The following is an 18988-nucleotide window of genomic DNA, read 5'->3' on the forward strand; positions in this document are numbered from 1 at the left end:
TGAATTAGTTATCTTGTAGGTAAATATAAATAATACTTTATATCTACTTTGTGATTTAAATCAAAATAGAATTATAAATGGATATTTTTGAAACAAGACAAATTATGTATTTTTAAGTGCGATAAATTCAATTCCAATTATCTTCACATTCATACAGAAATTCTTGAATTCCCTGAATAATTTTTTTGCAGATATTATCCTTAAATTCGGAATCCATAAGTTTTATTTCGTCATTAGGATTTGACATAAATGCTGTTTCAACTAAAACATTTATTAATTCTGTAGGCGAGTTCAAATAAAAATTAAAATTACCAACATTACCGAATGGTTCCAACCCAAGTTCAAGCATTTTTTCATAAATTTTAACTGATAGCGGTCTAAAGGCAATATATTTGTAATATGTGCTAGTTCCGCTAATTTTTACGGGATCAGAATTATAGCCGATTGAATTTGCGTGAATGCTTATTAGAATATCCGGATCATAATTAAAGACTTTCTTCAGCCTTGCGCTGTTCAATGCGTAAGTATCGTCATCTCTAGTTTTGTTTACTCTTGCACCTTTTGCGATCAGCATTTTTTCAAGTCTGTTTACAATATCCAAAGTTACGTTTTTTTCAAGTAATCCGGTTGCGCCAAGTGCTCCATTATTATCACCGCCATGACCCGCATCCAAAACAAAAGAAAGTTTATCGAACTTTAAAATTTCAGGTTGCTTTTTAATTTCAATTTCGAGCGCAGTATCAGAATATCCGATTTTATATCCCCAAATTTGTTTTCTTTTTGGTTCAATTGTTATTCTAAATAAATTATTTTCCACTTGTTCATAATTTAAATTTTTAATTCCCTCGGTTGTCAATTGCTGAGTAATCCAATTGCTATTTGATGTTGCACCATAAATATCTACAATAATTCTTGTTGGATTGATTTCCTGCCGCGTAGAAAAAGGCAGTTTCTCACTAAGATTTATAATTATTTTGTCAAAATTCTTTCCGCCGTAAGCCACCCATGAATCTGTCAGAGAATTTGGTAAAAATGTGCCTATAGGCTGTAATTCCACTTGATCTGTAGAAATCCATGATGTTAAGTTATCAGCTAATTTTACTCGATATTGGTCTCCGACTTTTCCATCAATAATTAATTTAATTCCCTCTTCCAAAAAGGACAATTTTGATCCGCCTAGCCGATCAGTACCTAATCCATAATTTAATGATGGTCTTTCGCCTTTTGTAACCCCTACTCTTGGAAGCTGCGCAGGTATCATTGAAATTTTTGATTTTGAATTTTTAGTAAATGTTTTTCCGTCCTTTTCCAATTTAAAAGCTATTGGTAAATCGTTATAATCATCATTATCCGTAACCTTATAAATTCCTGTGTAAATACCTTTAATACCGTTTGTCTCAGAAACCGGAAGTTCTATCATTGCAATTCCATTTAAAAATGTTGCTTTGCCGTTCGGCGTACCTTTAATTTTCACTTCCAAAATATCGCCTGAATTAAGCCACAAATCATCTTTTGGCATCATTAGATCATCTTCAATAGTCAATACATCATCTGCTGTAGTTTCAAGATTTTTTTCTTCTCGAATAATCTTAAATTCTTCTTTTACAGATTTACCGTTTAATTCAGATATTATTTCGAATTTATTTTCGCCTTTTTCCAATTTTAACAATGTTACAAATGCGCCCGAACTATATACTTTTATTTTTTCATCATTTATTGTAACATTGCTTCCCGGCAAAGTATTTGCCGCAACGCGATATTTAGAAAGATTTGTTATGGTAATTTTTTCTTCAGGAATAACTACCGAGATGTAATTATCTTTTTGTGCAACGACTTTTGAAATATTTATTAACAAAAAAATTAATATTATCGATTTACCAAAATTTCCTAACAAAATATTCCCTTTTTTAAGAGTTAAATAAAGTGAAAATATACTAAATTGTGAACTTAATTTTTTAAATTATTAACATTAATGGAATTTTATGAACATTGGGATCAAAAATTTTTTTGGAGAAAATAAACATGGCAAAATATATTCTTATTCTGAATATGTGAAATTTTATGAAGAAAAAATTGCTATTACAGATATTGAGAAACTGTCAGAACATGATAAAATTTATTTTGAATATAGTAAATTAAATCTGCAGCGTACTAATAGAATTATAAAAACATTTAAACCAAATCCTCAGCTTCTTGAAATTATTAATAAATTTTCTTCTCCTCAAACTTGGCTGGTAATTACAGAAGACTGGTGCGGCGATTCTGCTCAAAATCTTCCGTATTTTGTTAAACACGCTGAGTATAACAGGAATATTGAAATTTTAATTATTCTTCGCGACAGTAACTTAGATGCAATTGATAAGTATTTTAATTCTCCAACATCGAGAGCAATTCCTAAAATAATATGTTTCGACAGAAATGGAAACGAACTGTTTAATTGGGGACCAAGACCAAAATTTGCCCAGGATTTAGTCAACCAATTAAAATCAGAAGGATTTACTAAAGAAAAATTTAACGAGCAGCTTCACCTTTGGTACGGCAGAAACCGAGGCAAAGAATTAGAGCTTGAAATGATAAATTTATTTACCGGAGTACTTTCAAAAATATTATAATAATTTATTCTAAAATAAACGGAACCATAATTTTCACAGTTGTTTCAACCGGCTTTCCGTTTTGAACCGCCGGTTCGAATTCAGTTTTAATAACAGCTGATTTTGCGGCTTCATCGCATCCATATCCAATCCCTTTAGTTACAGTTACACTAATAACAAATCCTAAATCATTAATTTTTGTTTCAACTTCAACTTCTCCGCTTACATTGTTTCTTTTTGCTTGTGAAGGATATTTTATTTTTTTCAAAAGTTCGTTTATTCCGCCAACGGGTTTTGGACAAACTTCTGTTTCGCAAATTATAAATTGTTTCTGGGATATTTCTTTATTTATTACTTCACTTTTAACAGAATCAGTTTCCGTTTTTGTCAAAAATTTTGTTTCACTATTTTCGGATAATTTAAAATTTATTGAAAATAATATCTCGGTTTCTATTACTTCACCTTTTTTTTCACCGGGAATAAATCGTGTTTTCTTCACCGCTTCAATTGCGGCTTCATCACATCCAAGTCCGAGCCCTTTGTGCACGGTAATCTTTTTTGATTCACCTTTTGTACCAACCAGAACAGCAAGCAGAACTTTGCCTTCCAAATTGAATTTTTTGGCGAGTTCTGGATAAATAATATTTTTTTCTATTTCTTTAATTCCGCCTATCGGCTGAGGACAAATATCGGCGTCGCAAAGAATATCTTCACTATTGAAATTCTTTTTGTTCATTCCCGCTTCATATGCTGAATAAGGCGCAACATAATTTGCATCAAATTCGAGTTCAGATTTTGAAATCAACTTCCCAAAATTATATGTTCTAACTTCTTTTAATCCGCCGTTTTCATAATAAAATTTACTTACACCATTTAAAGTTCCGTCCGTATAATGAACTTCTTCTTTTAATAGACCGGATTCATAATAGCTTCTGTTTGAATTATTTAGTTTTCCGTTTGAATAATTTTTTTGAGTTTTAATATTTCCATTTTCGTAATACCAAAAGGATTCTCCTTCAAGAATATCATTTACAAAAGAAACTCTTGAACTGACTTTACCCTTACCGTAATAAGTTTTAACAATTCCGTCTTGAGCTGCAACGCTGAATACGGCAATTACCGACATTAAAAAAGTTATTTTGAGCATTATAGATTTTATGATAATTATATTAAATTACAATTAGATTTAATTCGCAAAAGGAAAATGAGTTTAAAAACCCGTGTAAATTTAATTATTTTGATTGTATTATTTGGTATAAATATATGTCACGGGCAAAATTTTGTCAAAGTTCAAAATTTGAAAAGTGAATTTATTTTAAAAGAGAATAAAGATCAGTACTATAAGACCATCATTGATGAAATCAACCGAACACTTTCGGAAAATGAAATTAAAAGCAGCAAATGGATTTTTGCTTTAGACAACGCACAATCTATTTTTTACGATAGCAGTATTGTTAAAAATGCTGTAGATCGGATTTTAAAATTACCTGTCGATAAAAACGTTAAACTACAAATTTCCGCACTCGAAACTGCATATACATTATACAAGAATGATTTTAATAATTATATAAGCGAGATTGCTAAAAAAACTAATGATCAGACATCATTTGCAATTGCAGTAAATTATTTATTAAATAATAGCGCTAATAAAATAATTGCCTCAATAGAATTTTTAGATACAATTGAGAGAAAATTTGATAATGCTGAAACAAACAGCATTTTAAGAAATGTAAAGTATCACTTAGAAAATATAATTGATCCTAACCAAGAACAAATCCCTTCACTAACAGAATTATTTAATCATAAATATCAAAATGGTAAAACAATAATTTTCTCCGTACACAGAAAAAACAGACATTTCCCGGGGATTACAATTATAAAAAGACCGGACGGCGAGTTTGTAAAAAACAAAGACGGTTCTGTTTTTAATATTCCTCAATTGGCAATTTCATTCTCAAATTTACCGGCATATATTCCCAATGGAAATACGCCACAGGGAGTTTATTCAATTATTGGAACTTACGTTTCATCTACTCAAACAATAGGGCCTACACCCAATATACTTTTAAGAAGTCCGTTCGAAGTTTCTCCTAATATTTTCTACCATAATGAGAATAAAATACAATCTTGGCAAATTGAAGATTATCGGAATTTATTGCCTCAGTCGTGGAAAAATTATTTCCCAATATATCAATCATTTTATGCTGGAGAAATAGGGAGAAAATTAATTATAATGCACGGCTCAACGGATGATCTGTCTCTTTACAAAGATTTACCATATTTTCCTTACACACCTACTAAAGGCTGCTTAAGTTCAAAGGAAATTTGGGATGATCAAAACGGAAAATGTATTGATAGCGATCAAGTGAAATTATTAAACGCATTTTATTCAACTTATAAGAAAAAAGGATTTCTTGTTGTCGTTGAAATTGACGATAAAGAAATGCCGGTCACCATAGATGAAATCGAACAATATATAAATAAAGGTCTCCAAAGATGAAGGATATCTACTGGAGACCTTGGTCAGGGGGTATTACGTATATTATATAGTCCAAAATTGTTGCTTTTTGAATTTTTTTAATACAAAATTTTCAGAAATTTATTTTTGAGTCAATAACCGCAAAAAAAACTTAAATTCTAATTTTTTATTAGTTAAAAATTCAAAAAGAGCAAAATTTGGATTATATATTGAACAACAATGTTGAAAGGAAAAAATGATTATATCTGAAAAAGAAATTTTTACGTATGTTTTCTTTTCGGAGAAATTACCAAAACATAAAATTGATTATATTAAAACCCATGCAAAATTATTTGAAGATGAAATAAGATTCCTCTCAAATATTTTATCAGAAGCTCAATCTAAGATAAACCCCCAAATTTTAGATACAATTAAAGATAAAATCAAGAATTATTCGATTAAGAAAATTTTTCGACTTCAAAAAAAAAACAATAATCAAAAATATGTAAATGGAAGTTTGATTTTAGCCGCCGACAGCGTAAGAAATGAAAATATTCTTTCTACAGAAACTTTAATCGACAAAGATTCAAATTTTATCGCAAAGGTGATTAAAAACTCCGAAGGAAATAAAGTTTACGTTTTCCCAAAGGAAAACTTAGAATTTAATTTCATTGAATTATTTATTTTGCCTTCTGGAGAATCTCATAAAATTTATGAAAACAGCGAACAGATAGTAATTTATTCAAATCAGAGTGTTGATGAAATAATTATTAAACTAAGTCCTTGGAAAATTGAATCAGCTAATTTTAATTCATGGAATTGATGCTGAAATAAATTTACATTCTTTTAATTTGCTAACAATTGTGTATTTATCTAAAATGGATGGTTTTAAAAATGACTCTCCTTTTTTAAATTCCATCCATTTGTCTAAAAATTTAACAATAATCTTTCCTTCTAGAACAAGACAAATTTCCGGCAAATTATTTTTTGAAGAATAACTTTTAAATTCAGAATTCAGCGTAACTCTTTTAATTTCAAATTCGTCAGCAGATGTTTTATATAAAGTGATATTTTTTTTATGAACAATCTTAACTTTTGTTTTGCTTAAGTCAGTATCTAATATTTTTAATAAGGTTTCATTATCTTTGAATTTATTTGTCAAACCCGCTCTAACAACATTATCGGAATTTGCCATACATTCAATAATATTTCCGCTAAGATATGCGTGCGGAATTCCTGCAGGTGTAAATATTGCTTTGTCTTTACCAAGATCAATAAAATTAAATAATAACAAAGATATTAAACCGACATCAATTCCGTAATTATCAAATTCAGATAAAAATTTTATTTCACTTTTACTCTTTGATTTTTTTGCGGTAATTGTATTTATTAATCCTTCAATTACATTTTTCAAAATTGAAGGCTCTGAACTCATTATTTGTTTATAAATTTCCTTATCTAATTTTATTGATAAATCATTTGAATTGATCTTTTTAACTAATTTCTGATTTAACAATTCATATAAAACAGGATATTCGTCAAAACATTTTTTAATTTGCTTAATATTTTTTAATCCAACTATCGCGTTTAGTTTATCAATTGCAATTGCTATTTCAGGTTTATGATTATCATCAGGATAATTTATTGGATCATTTTTATGCAGAATTTTCGCAGTACTTTTATTCGGATGCGCTTGAATGGATAATGCATTATCAATTGATAATATTTTTAAAAGAAACGGCAATTTCTTTTTAAATTTTTTCGATATTTCTTTTCCAAGAATCTCAATCGGGAATTCTTCAATAATTTTATTCAATTCATATTTTGAATTTTCAATAATAATTTCAGACGGACTTTTCGGATGAGCGCCAATCCACAATTCAGCATAAGGAACATTTTGCTCTGCTTTTATTCCCAATAACTTTGGAATAAAAGCGTTTTTGTTTTTTGTTCCCCAATCATAGTTTTGAATTTTTGGAATCAGTCTGTAAGGTTTTGCAGTAATCATAATTTATTTTTTACAAAATGAATAAAATATTAAATGAAATTTAATTAATTATTTTATCCTTGAAAAATATTTATTAAATAAATTATTATTATTTCTTCAGACATATGTCAATTATTACCGGCATATGGTCCGAAGGATATTTGCCATCAGTCTTGTCTCCGATTACAGCATGATGTAAAACATCAATTTTATCTGATACAAAAATGAAGTCGATTTTTTCCCTGCCTGTCAGGTCGTTTTCAAATCCGTTAAACGTTATATCTGTTCCGTATCTAAATTGAGATTTGTTTTCAGAGTCGCTAATAATTCCAGATTCGTTTATTATTTTATAACCTTCAAATTCTTTTGAAAAATTAAAATCGCCCATTAAAATAGATGGAAGTCCGTTTGATAAATTTTTTATTTTATTTACAATTAATTTTGCGCTTTCAACTCTTGCAACAATTCCCATATGATCAAAATGCGTGCACGCGACAAACAACGATTCTTTATTAATTTTATTTTTTACAACTGCCCAGCTTACAATTCTATTTAGGCTTGCGTCCCAACCTTTCGAAGGGACATCAGGATTTTCTGATAGCCAAAAAGTCCCGCTATTTAAAACTTCAAATTTATTTGAAATAAATAATGTGCTGAACTCACCTTCATTTTTTCCGTCATCTCTTCCAACGCCAATTTGCTGATAATCTGAAAATTCTGTTTTCAAATATTCAACTTGTTCCAATAAAGCTTCTTGTACTCCAAAAATATCGGGACTATGGAATCTAATCATTTCAGCAACATTTGGTTTTCTTACTTCCCATTCTTCACCCGGATTATTATTAGCGTATCTAATATTATAAGTCATTATTCTAAATTGTGAATTCTGTGCTGCTAAATTTGAAACAAAAAATAGAATTACAAATATTAAGAAATTTTTTTTCATTATTATACCATTGAATTTTAGAAAGTAGGTTTAATCATACTTTATAAATTTAGGCATTTATTTACTTCAGTAAAATCATTTTTTTAATTTTAACAAAATCCCCTGATTTTAATTTATAATAATAAATACCTGAGACCAATTTTGAATTGCTGAATTCAATTTCATGAACGCCTGAATTTAAAGTTGAATTTAATAGTACTTCCACCTTTTCGCCTATCACATTATAAATATCTAAGGTCACTTCAGCCTTTTTCGGCAAAGTAAATCTAATTTTTGTGGATGGATTAAACGGATTGGGATAATTTTGGAATAATTCAAATTTTACAGGAATTTCTTCTTTCTCTTCAATTACCGAAGTTATAAAATTACTGTTTTGTTTTCCCGGCGTTCCATTCCCATTTGAACTTCTCCAATTAGAATATTTACTATTATCAAAACCGGGGTTTAATAATTCCAAAGTGCTTCCGGAGCCGTCGGGGATTGTTGTCCATGGACTTTCATCATCATATCTAACGCTGTCAATCAATTCATTATTGTTATCGTAAAGCCTTAAAAGTTCTCCGCCATTACTTATATTAAAATTAAAATTTCCTACAATTTTATTTACATCGCTAAAATATTTTAAAAATTCTGTTGTGTCATTTGATATCACCAAATAATCTTTCGGCTGTATTATTGTATTTTCCGGAATTTCAAATCTGTTAGTATCAATTTCATCACTAAATATCCAATTGCTTATATCAATTTGCTGATCTGAATTATTAAACAGCTCAATCCAATCTTTAGTGTCGAATTCACTATTTGAATTATAGTTTATTTCATTTATTACAATATCTTTGAAATCGGATTTTTTTTGAAATTTAGCATGCAAATTTAAAGTGCCTCCAACATAAATTTCTATACTGTCGGATGTAGATTCAACCGAACCTTCCCAACCGACAAATTCATAACCTGGATTTGGAATAGCTATAAGATCAATATTTGTTCCTTTAAAGTAGCTTCCGTACCATGATTTTTTTTCAATAATCAAAGAATTTATTTTAACTTTGCCTGCGGAAATATCATTGTTCTCAATTACAACTATATTCATTCCGGTAAGTTTAAAGTAATCTTCAAAATATTGTTTTAAATTAGATACCCGTAAATCGGCAAAATTATTCATTGACTCAATATTATATTCCCAATAGGATGAATCAATTTCATTCCATTTTTCAATATGGTCCGGAATTTCGGGTCTAATTCTGTTTGCAAGATTACCTAAAATATTTTTTATATTTTCAGGTACAAATACTGAATTACATAAATCGGCAAAACGATTAATAAATTTTTTCTTAAATAAATTGTTTTCCAAAAGTTTTCTTAAGTTAAGAGTTGACCAAGGCGGGTTAGGCCAATCCGGTCCGGAAGGCTCCGTAGCAAATTTTAACGTATTGTGCTTATAACTTTCAATAAATCCAAATCCGAAATCGGTATCAAAAATTATCCAGCGCCATTTCGGGTGTTGAGTTCTGGACCGCCAAAATTTATTATTATTTCCGGGCCAATCTGTATTTGCTATATAAATTTGCATTAGATTGTAATCAATAAAACTCGGGATATCAATCTGATCTTCTACAACTTTATAATTAGCGTCATTAACTAAGCTATGAGTATTGAGAAATTCTGTAAGTGCAATATAGCTTTCGTTATCGCCGTCAACTATTGCCCCTTCCAATTCCAATAAATCTATCGAACTTTTATCGTAATTATAATGAGATTCAAAATAACTTAAATTAACTTTTTCTCTTATATTATGAATTCCCCAATATTCTCCATTTAAATAAAGAACAGAAGGCGTGTAAGCTAAGTTATCAATATCTAAATTATTTGCAATTGTGTGAATAAATCCATCGCGCAATAAAGAACCGGTCCAATCATTTCCGGAATTTCTGAAAATCAACGATTCAAATTTATCTATTGTGCGGTTGTCGAAAAATTTATAGTCAAAGGGATTATTCCCAACCGCAAACACTGCCAATGATTTTTGAGCATTTGCTCTACTCCAATTTCCATAAATCTTTACGTCTGCATCCCAATTCTTAATTATATTATTATCAATTTCAAAAAATTCAAATGATACGGGACGCGACCAATCCTGCCAATAATTTGCGCCAAAATGCGGTATTGCAGATTCGGCATTTGGACCTAACACATAAATTCCATAATTATAATCCCACAAATTGTACGGATCTGTTGAAATGGAAATTACGGGAAGGTATTCGCTTTTGTTTACAAAATAAGTTTGCGTTAAAGTTTTGCTTGGAAGAAAATTACTCTGAAATGATTTTAACCTCAAAACTTTAGTATTATTTAAAACTAAATTTTTTGTAAACAGATTTGAATTTATAGTTGGCTCCGACCCATCCAAAGTATAATAAGTTTTTGCATCGGGATTTGGGTCAATTATATTCAGAGTAATGGAGTTTTCATAAAATCCTGCTGGAAAATTAAGGCTTGGTATTTCGAGCTTTCCAATAAATCCATCATTTCTATTACTACTTCCTGGAGTAGGTATACTAAACAAAAGCCAATTTTTTCCTTCATTTTGCCTGCCGAAAGAAATATCACTTTCAATATTATTTAATTTAACGGAATCAATAATTTCGCCGGAGATATTGCTTAGAAATAATGTTTCATTGCCAGAATCAAGTTTAAAATTTGTATGCAGAGTCGGAATTGCATGCTTAACTTCTTCAACAATATTGGTTTCAGAATCGCTTATTTTATAACCGATAGTAAGATACGGAATAGCGGTAAGATCGCTTGAATTAATTCCGAAATTATTTATTTGTACTGAAAGTATATTGTTTCCCTCAATCAAAATATTTTCCAAATCATCTACATAATATGAATCTAATTTTTGACCTTGAATTAATTTTGGTTCAACAGAAAAATCAGCATCTCTATTAAACACAATAAATTCACCTTTTAAGCCCAAGTTGGCTCTTGCTATTTCAATACCATTTAAATACGCCACAAAGCCATCGTCATAGTCAATATTAAAAAGCATTTGAGCAATATTGTTTTTATCCGAGATATTAAAATTCTTTCTTATATAAATCGAATTAACATTTTGAATAACTGTATTATCGTCATCATCCCCATAGCCAATACCGCTTTTACCAATATTCCATCCTACATCATTAAATGTTATATCTTTCCAGCCTGATGGAGGTTCTTTTATTCCAAGAAAATATTTCCAATAGTCACCTTTTTTTATTATTGTTTCCCAAGATGACGAAATAGATTTAATATTCTTACCGGAAGCGTTAACAATTAAAAAGCTATTACCATTTAATGTTAATGAAGGCAATACCCATTTCTGCAACTCTAATTTATTATCTGATAACGCATAGCCTTCAAGATTTATAACTTCTGAACTGTTATTATATAATTCTATCCAATCCGGCGTGTCACCGTATTCATCAAAATAAGTTTTAGAGTTTGAAGTCATAACTTCATTAATTAGGATATTTTGCCCGTTAGTTATATCGGATATGTTTAAAGCAAGAATGAATAAAAAGGAAGAATAATATTTCAACTAACCCCCGGCAAAATATTTAATTTTAAAAAAATAGTGAACCATTTTTTAGTTCACTATTATAAGCTGAATAAAATTAAAAAATTTAGTTTTCTATTTTTTGATACACTCTTACATAATCGACTTCCATAGAAGCTGGAAATGCATCCGGATCAATTCCTTGAACACCGCCCCAATTACCGCCGACAGCCAAATTTAAGATCAAATGAAACCTTTTATCAAAAGGCCATTTCTCCCAGCCGCTATTTTCATTTGAAAATGAAAAATATTTCTGGTCATCAATAAAAAAATCAATTTTTTCAGCTGACCAATCAATTGAATATTTTACAAATTCGGTTGTGGCATTTGGAATTTTAAGTGTCTTTGTTTTTTGAGTTCCAATTACATGATTGTAAGCTTTAGTATGGACAGATCCGTGAATAACATTTGGGTCGTAACCGACGTGTTCCATTATATCAATTTCACCGCTTTCCGGCCATCCGCCGTATTCCCAATCAGTCGAAAGCATCCAAATCGCAGGCCAGGTTCCTTTTCCAGTTGGTACTTTAGCGTAAACATCTATTCTGCCATATTTCCAATCGCCTTTATACTTGGTTCTTAATCTTGCTGAAGTAAAATCTCTTGTACCTCCCGCGCTCGTATACTGTTCTTTAACGGCAGTTATAACCAATTTGCCGTTTTTAATAGAAGAGTTCTGTGATCTTGCGGTATAATACTGAAGTTCATTATTTCCGCCGCCATCAGCATTAACTTCGTATTCCCATTTTGATAAATCTATTTCGGAACCATTAAATTCATCGATCCACACAAGTTTATAACCATCTATTTGCGGAATTGAATTATCATTTTTAGGATCGTTTCCAGAATCGGAACAATTGAGAAACGAAAATAGCAATAGTATATTTAATAATGTCATCATTTTAAATTTCATTTTAATTACCAAAAAATTGCATAAAGCAATGCTAAAATTAAACAGATTGTATATGCAAAAATATTGAAAGTTTTATCTGTTGTAAATATTTTAGCTGTTAAATTGAATCCCTTTACATCATCTACATTTTCATTTGTAGCTAAGCTAATCATTCCTGAAATTACAATTGTAATTATAAAAGTATATAACATTTGATCCATAAACGGCAACTGAATTGCAGGCATCTTTAACGCCAACGCTACTGGAATTGAAAGTATTGCACCCCAAATAGCTCCGCGCGTTGTCACTTTTTTCCAGAATAACCCCATCATTGAAACAGCTAAAATACCTGGACTAACTAAACCGGTATATTCCTGAATATACTGAAAAACTTGCGGCAAGCTTTTTAAAAACGGCGCTACTAACAATGCAATTACCAACGCTCCGGCCGCGGTTAATCGTCCAACAGTTACAAGATTTTTCTCGCTTGATGTCTTATTGATATATGGTTTATAAATATCCATAGTAAAAATTGTAGCAGTAGAATTTAACATTGACGCGAGAGAGGAAACAATAGCGGCAGTCAAAGCGGCAATAACAATTCCTTTTAATCCACTTGGTACAAACATGCTTACTAACCATGGATATGCTTTATCATAATTAAGTGATCCGTCAGCTTTTAGGAAAGCTTCTTTTGCTCCTTGAATGAGTGCAGTACCATCAGGCTGTGAAAACATTACAAATGCAACAATTCCCGGAACAACAACAATAAGAGGAATAATAAGTTTTAAAAATGCCGCAAATGCAATACCTTTTTGTGCTTCTTTTAATGATTTTGCGGCAAGTGTTCTTTGAATAATATACTGGTTAAATCCCCAATAATATAAATTTGCAATCCACATTCCGCCAATTAGTACTGCAATTCCAGGAAGATTATTAAATTCCGGATTATCTTTCGATAAGATCATGTGAAATTTATCTCCCGCGGTATTGTAAATATGAGATAATCCATTAAAAATTCCGCCTTGGGGAGTAACATAATCCAACGCTATAACAGTGGTTATAATTCCGCCAAGAATTAATAAAATAACTTGAACTACATCTGTCCAGGCAACCGCAGATAAACCACCGTATAATGAATATGCAGCAGCTAAAACTCCGAGTCCAATCATTGCAGGGACAAGTAATGAACCATCTCCGGTTCCCATAACGGTATCAAGCGCCTTTGCGCCAAGAAACATAACTGTAGTAAGATTTACAAATACAAATAAGAAAATCCAGAAGATTGCCAAAATTGTTTTAAGAGTTGTATTAAACCTTTGTTCAATAAATTCAGGTATTGTATAAATCTTTTTTTCAATGAATATTGGAAGAAAAAACTTACCAACAATAAGTAAAGTTAATGCGGCCATCCATTCATAAGAAGCAATGGCCAAACCGCCTGCAAATCCGGAACCGGACATTCCAATTATCTGTTCAGCGGAAATATTAGCCGCAATCAACGATGAACCGATTGCCCACCAAGTTAAAGTGTTGCCGGCTAAAAAATAATCATTGGAATTTTTTTCATGTCCTTTCTTTGTTCTTGAAACAAATAAACCTAAAGAAACAATTCCAATTATGTAAACACCAAATATCACATAATCTAAGCTAGTAAAGTTCAAATTTGGTTCTCCTTAAATTAAGTACTATAAATTATTTTTTATAATTCAATCCGAATCCATAAGCGAATAACGGATCATATTTTTCATCGCCAATATTAATTGGAAGCTGGTCAATGCTTTTAGGCCAAGTAAAAGAAAGTTTACCTGTAAAATCTGCATCGCCGAATAAAACATCAGCTATTCCTTGTCCTTCGGATCCAGGCAGCCAGGCGGCAACAAAAGCGTCGGCTTTTTCTAAAGTATTACCAATTATTAATGGTCTGCCGGAAAGTAAAACTACAACCATAGGTTTTTTGGATGCTTTTACTTTTGCGATAGTTTTAATATCTTCATCTTTTAAATCTAATTTAGGATCATCTCCAAAACCTTCTGCATAAGGATTTTCTCCAACAACAACAATAACGATATCGGCTTTTTCCGCGCCGCTTCCATCAACTGTAGTAAACACATTGGAATTTTTATCAACTGTATTTTTAACTGCGTTGAATATACTAGTTCCGCCTTTAACTACTTCACCATTATTTCCCTGCCAAGAAATTGTCCATCCGCCGCATTGCATTCCTATGTTATCAGCGCCTCTTCCTGTTACTAAAATGTTTTTTACATTTTTTGAAATTGGGAGAACATTATTATCATTTTTTAATAAAACTAAAGATTGCTGAACAGCTTTACGCGCAACTTCTCTATTTTCTTTTGAACCAACTTTATCCGTAAAGTTATTTTTTAGTTTCGCTTTGTTGAATAAATCAAAATTAAATTTTGCTCTTAAAATTCTTGTAACCGCATCGTCAATTCTACTGACAGGCACTTTACCTTCATTAACCAATTCTTTAAGATAAGTAATAAAATCCAAATAAGTATTTATTGTTTGTCCGTTATCTCCTATCTTCCCTTGTTGAGCAGGTCCATTTGGAATCATTATCATATCTAAACCGGCGTTAATAGATTTTTCAATATCGCTTTTATAATCGCCTTCAAGCTGATCGATAGCAGCCCAATCTGAAACAATAAATCCTTTATAATTTAATTCGCCTTTCAATAAGTCGGTGATCAAATATTTGTTTTCGTGCATTTTTTTACCATTCCAACTGCTGTATGATATCATAATTGAAGCGGTATTTTCTTTCATTGCCGCAACATAACCTTGTAAATGGATTTTTCTTAAAGTCGGTTCATCAACTTCTGTATTCCCCTGATCTTTACCGTTAGTAGTTCCGCCGTCACCCATAAAATGTTTTGTACAAGACATTACCGCTTCAGCTGATGCAAGATTTTCATTTTCAAATCCTTTAACAGCAGCAGCGCCAAGCTGTGCAACTAATTCAGGATCTTCACTAAAACTTTCATAAGTTCTTCCCCATCTTTCGTCTCTTACTACTGCAACGCATGGCGCAAACGTCCAATGAATTTTAGTGGCTGATATTTCCTGTGCGGCAGTTTTTGCGACAAGTTCTATCAATTCAGGATTTCTTGTACAGCCTAATCCAATATTGTGAGGAAAGATTGTCGCGTTATTTGCATTGTTGTGACCGTGAACTGCATCGATGCCTAAAATGATTGGAATTCCCAATCTTGATTTTAGTGAGCAATCAATTAAACTATCTGCAACTTTTGACCAGCCAAGTGCTGATATATCCGAAATTTCAGAATTACCGCCCCAAAGTACTGAGCCGATAGCATATTTAGTAATATCATTATAATCCGTTAATGCGTTTTGATCAACTTGCGTCATCTGTCCAATTTTTTCATCAAGAGTCATTTGTGCCAGCAGTTCTTGCACTTTTTCGTCAACACTTAAATCTTTCTGTTTAGTAGATTCATCATTTTTTGAACAGCTTAAGATTAGAAATAATAAAAAGAAAACGATAATTAAGTTATTTTTTTTCATCAATTAGTCTCAATAATATTTTCAAAATTTAAAAAATAGTTTATTAACTTTTTTTGCTGAAGCAATTTATTTGTCATATTGTAAATTTATTTTAGATAAAGCATTTTTTTTATTGAAGAAAATTTGTTCGAAGAAACTTGATATAAATAGACCCCGGAATTTACTTGTACACCATTTTTATTTCGACCATCCCATCTTAGTTTGTTGTTTCCATTAAGTGATTTGAAATTTTGAGAATAAATTTCTTTGCCCAAAACATCAAAAATTCTAAAAGAAAAAATGTCCTGAACTTCAGAAGCAAAATTGATAATTGTTTCACCGTTAAATGGATTGGGATAATTTTGATCTAATTGGAATAAATTATAATTCAGAACTTTTTTTTTACTTTCGATATCCGTAGTGATTTTCTCAATTTGTATTCCGCTTAAAATTGTATAATCAAGCTCGGCACTGAAATTAAATTCAAGTACACCATCCGAAACTTCAATATTATCTGCTTTAATTTCGTAAGCGGCGTTTTTAGGTACGTGACTTAAAATATCAAAATTATTTTCAAGGAGTATTCCTTCCGCATGAACGTCAAATATTCTTTTACCAATTGTATCAAATCTTTTTTCTGCAAATAAAAGTTTGGCGTTATAAAATCCATTTGGAACTCTAACTTTATAACTTACAATTCCATTTCTGTCAGATCTGTAAATTTGATCCAATTCCGTTAAACTTATAGATGCTGTAAACGCTGATTCATTTCCTTCTGTGTATCCATATTCATTATTTAACATCCATTCTTGATCTGCTAGAAAACCAAGCTGATCTTCTGCGCCAACATTAATTTTTATTGGAAACTGCAGCTCATTTGCAACAGAAAACGAAATTAATTTGCCTGCCATTGTATTTGGAACCGGAGCAAGATCTTTTACATTAAGCGCAATTATGTTATAGGTTTTACTTGTATCCAATTCCGAAACGGTAAGTCTTACGGTTTGACCATCATTCAGCAATTCAGCATTCTCAACAGTAACTCCTGTAATTGTGTAACTAGATTTGTTTTCGGCTGATTGTTTATTCAACTGTTCTGTAAAAAATAAATCAATTGAATTTTTCAAAGCACGAACGGAAAGAATTGTTGGCGGATTTTTATCTACATAACCAATATTTGTTTTGTCGGTTAAACAAAGAACTAATTTTCCATCATCAAAAACAGCGTTTTCTGTAATGAATTCACAACCGTTTCCCTCCCAAGTATGAGTTGCTTTATCCCATCTTGTATTGTCAAAACTATCAAAATTATCTACCCATTGAAAAGTAAAATTATTATCTGTACCGCCGCTGCCAATGCCCGGAGTATACGAATAATATTTAACCCAATCATAATGAGCAAATGCTGGTAAAATTTCCGGTTTAAAAGTTCCAACCCAATCTTTATAGGTTGGATTCCAAATATTCATCATTATCTTTTGCGGATAAATCAAAGTTGAGACATGGCTTCCGGTTTGGCGGTAAACTTCTTGATCGTCTATAAACCATGCAACGTATTCAGGAGTCCATTCAAATCCGTAAGTATGATAATCATCTGTCGGATCAAAATTTACAAAATTTGATCTTACATGATTTACTTGTCCCGGTGTGATTGTATTAAATTGTACATTGTTATTATATCTTCCTAAAATTTCAATGTCAATTTCATTCCATTTTTGCGCAGTCCAAGGGATTGAATCTGTTCCCGTGAAATAAGTAAAAAAGGATGACAAATAGCCATCCTTATTTTGCAATTTATAGTTAGCCTCAAATCTTCCGTAAAGATAAGCTTCTTTAGTTCTGTATTCCGCGCCTCTATAATCTTTCGCATATAATAAAGTTTCAAACGAATACAGAACAACAATAATCAGCAATAATTTTTTCATATTAGGAAAAATATTTCATCATTAAAAAGTAATAATTAGAGAAAACTTCTGTACATTGCTTAATCGACCGAAATTTTGATAAGCATAATCAAAACCTATTGAAACATTTCCCAACAAATATTGCTTAATTCCGGCTCCGAGCGAAAATGATTCTTCAGAACTTTCCAGGAATAATGATTTATATCCGCCGCGCAAAGCGAACATATCGTTAAATACATATTCAACACCCAAGTTAACGCTTTCATAATTATCACTAACATGAAGTGCATCCAAGGCGATCATTAATTCATGATTATCAACTTTAATAGGATCATACGCAACGCCTACTCTAAAATTTAACGGAAGATCCCATTCATCCGTTTGCAAATATGCCGGGATACTTCCATTATTACCCGAATTAGACGCATCCGGATCATAAACAACCAATGCCGAATTTCCTTCTAATTTCATTTTCGTTCCAAAGTTAGAAATTGACATCGCAAGCATCATTCCATCAAATGGAGTTATGTATTGAATCCCCATATCGATGGCAATAGCTGATGCGGACATTTTCCAAATACTTTGCTGAACAAATTTTGGATTAAATCCAATTGCGAAATTATCCGTTAATTGAATTGCCCAAGCAAGACTAAAGGCAACATCGCTTGCGCTGAAAGTTTCACCGGTGCCATTTGGTTCGTCGATTGTCGTAACATTCATATCACCTATATTTGAAGTAGTAAAACTCATTCCAATTGAACCCATACTTCCTAAATTGTATGTAAGCCCAATAAAATCATATTTTACATCCGCAATCCATTGAGTATGATCAACAATAAATCCGGCACCTTCAACTTTTGTAATTCCTGCGGGATTCCAATATAATGCACTTGGGTCATCTGCAACTGCAACAAACGCGCTTCCCATTGCCAATGATCTTGAACCTTGCGCAATTGAAAGAAATGGCGCAGCAGTAGTACCTCTTTTAGAAACATTACTTACAAATTCTTGAGAAAAAATATTAGAAAACGCAAATAATGGTAAAATTAAAATGATTATTATTTTATTTTTCATTTTCAAT

The 18988-nt window shown here is 31.2% G+C and carries 13 protein-coding genes; 3 read left to right on the top strand and 10 right to left on the bottom strand.

What is annotated here, in order from left to right; all coding sequences use genetic code 11:
• Nucleotides 1-127 precede the first annotated feature (127 nt).
• The gene (locus tag IPK06_07535) at nucleotides 128-1894 is read right to left on the bottom strand and encodes an N-acetylmuramoyl-L-alanine amidase (GenBank protein MBK7979846.1); all 1767 of its coding nucleotides are present in this window, start codon (nucleotides 1892-1894) and stop codon (nucleotides 128-130) included.
• Between the two features lie 88 nt (nucleotides 1895-1982).
• Between IPK06_07535 and IPK06_07540 the strand changes: the two genes are divergently transcribed.
• Nucleotides 1983-2612 carry a thioredoxin family protein gene (locus IPK06_07540; GenBank protein MBK7979847.1) on the top strand — a complete coding sequence of 210 codons (630 nt, stop codon included), beginning with the start codon at nucleotides 1983-1985 and terminating at the stop codon, nucleotides 2610-2612.
• Between the two features lie 4 nt (nucleotides 2613-2616).
• Here the strand turns inward: IPK06_07540 and IPK06_07545 are convergent, their stop codons facing one another.
• The gene (locus tag IPK06_07545) at nucleotides 2617-3738 is read right to left on the bottom strand and encodes a TonB family protein (protein MBK7979848.1); all 1122 of its coding nucleotides are present in this window, start codon (nucleotides 3736-3738) and stop codon (nucleotides 2617-2619) included.
• Between the two features lie 150 nt (nucleotides 3739-3888).
• Between IPK06_07545 and IPK06_07550 the strand changes: the two genes are divergently transcribed.
• Together IPK06_07550 and IPK06_07555 are read left to right on the top strand one after the other, a co-directional pair.
• The gene (locus tag IPK06_07550; GenBank protein MBK7979849.1) at nucleotides 3889-5091 is read left to right on the top strand and encodes a hypothetical protein; all 1203 of its coding nucleotides are present in this window, start codon (nucleotides 3889-3891) and stop codon (nucleotides 5089-5091) included.
• A 214-nt stretch (nucleotides 5092-5305) separates the two neighbouring features.
• The gene (locus IPK06_07555) at nucleotides 5306-5872 is read left to right on the top strand and encodes a hypothetical protein (GenBank protein ID MBK7979850.1); all 567 of its coding nucleotides are present in this window, start codon (nucleotides 5306-5308) and stop codon (nucleotides 5870-5872) included.
• Here the strand turns inward: IPK06_07555 and manA are convergent.
• The 8 genes from manA to IPK06_07595 form a co-directional block, all read right to left on the bottom strand.
• Nucleotides 5861-7057 carry a mannose-6-phosphate isomerase, class I gene (manA, locus tag IPK06_07560; GenBank protein MBK7979851.1) on the bottom strand — a complete coding sequence of 399 codons (1197 nt, stop codon included), beginning with the start codon at nucleotides 7055-7057 and terminating at the stop codon, nucleotides 5861-5863. The genes IPK06_07555 and manA overlap by 12 nt on opposite strands.
• A gap of 88 nt (nucleotides 7058-7145) precedes the next feature.
• Nucleotides 7146-7982 (bottom strand): endonuclease/exonuclease/phosphatase family protein, encoded by an 837-nt coding sequence (locus IPK06_07565; GenBank protein ID MBK7979852.1) that lies wholly within the window; start codon nucleotides 7980-7982, stop codon nucleotides 7146-7148.
• Nucleotides 7983-8043: 61 nt separating this feature from the next.
• Nucleotides 8044-11562, bottom strand: coding sequence for a CotH kinase family protein (locus IPK06_07570; protein ID MBK7979853.1), 3519 nt, complete (start codon nucleotides 11560-11562; stop codon nucleotides 8044-8046).
• Nucleotides 11563-11647: 85 nt separating this feature from the next.
• Nucleotides 11648-12493, bottom strand: coding sequence for a glycoside hydrolase family 16 protein (locus IPK06_07575; protein ID MBK7979854.1), 846 nt, complete (start codon nucleotides 12491-12493; stop codon nucleotides 11648-11650).
• Nucleotides 12494-12498: 5 nt separating this feature from the next.
• Nucleotides 12499-14136, bottom strand: a complete 1638-nt coding sequence (locus IPK06_07580; protein ID MBK7979855.1) for a sodium/sugar symporter — start codon at nucleotides 14134-14136, stop codon at nucleotides 12499-12501.
• Between the two features lie 31 nt (nucleotides 14137-14167).
• Complete coding sequence (locus IPK06_07585) at nucleotides 14168-16024, bottom strand: glycoside hydrolase family 3 protein (protein MBK7979856.1); 1857 nt, start codon at nucleotides 16022-16024, stop codon at nucleotides 14168-14170.
• A gap of 86 nt (nucleotides 16025-16110) precedes the next feature.
• Nucleotides 16111-17928, bottom strand: a complete 1818-nt coding sequence (locus IPK06_07590) for a family 16 glycosylhydrolase (GenBank protein ID MBK7979857.1) — start codon at nucleotides 17926-17928, stop codon at nucleotides 16111-16113.
• A gap of 21 nt (nucleotides 17929-17949) precedes the next feature.
• Nucleotides 17950-18981, bottom strand: a complete 1032-nt coding sequence (locus tag IPK06_07595; protein ID MBK7979858.1) for a PorV/PorQ family protein — start codon at nucleotides 18979-18981, stop codon at nucleotides 17950-17952.
• Between the last annotated feature and the right edge of the window lie 7 nt (nucleotides 18982-18988).

The organism is Ignavibacteriota bacterium, assembly GCA_016713565.1.
Taxonomy (GTDB): domain Bacteria; phylum Bacteroidota; class Ignavibacteria; order Ignavibacteriales; family Melioribacteraceae.

Bases quoted from the DNA above. Each gene is read 5' to 3' on its own strand.
- IPK06_07585 (MBK7979856.1), bottom strand. From the start codon at position 16,024: ATGAAAAAAAATAACTTAATTATCGTTTTCTTTTTATTATTTCTAATC.
- manA (MBK7979851.1), bottom strand. From the start codon at position 7,057: ATGATTACTGCAAAACCTTACAGACTGATTCCAAAAATTCAAAACTAT.
- IPK06_07545 (MBK7979848.1), bottom strand. From the start codon at position 3,738: ATGCTCAAAATAACTTTTTTAATGTCGGTAATTGCCGTATTCAGCGTT.
- IPK06_07540 (MBK7979847.1), top strand. From the start codon at position 1,983: ATGAACATTGGGATCAAAAATTTTTTTGGAGAAAATAAACATGGCAAA.
- IPK06_07575 (MBK7979854.1), bottom strand. From the start codon at position 12,493: ATGAAATTTAAAATGATGACATTATTAAATATACTATTGCTATTTTCG.
- IPK06_07555 (MBK7979850.1), top strand. From the start codon at position 5,306: ATGATTATATCTGAAAAAGAAATTTTTACGTATGTTTTCTTTTCGGAG.
- IPK06_07595 (MBK7979858.1), bottom strand. From the start codon at position 18,981: ATGAAAAATAAAATAATAATCATTTTAATTTTACCATTATTTGCGTTT.
- IPK06_07565 (MBK7979852.1), bottom strand. From the start codon at position 7,982: ATGAAAAAAAATTTCTTAATATTTGTAATTCTATTTTTTGTTTCAAAT.
- IPK06_07590 (MBK7979857.1), bottom strand. From the start codon at position 17,928: ATGAAAAAATTATTGCTGATTATTGTTGTTCTGTATTCGTTTGAAACT.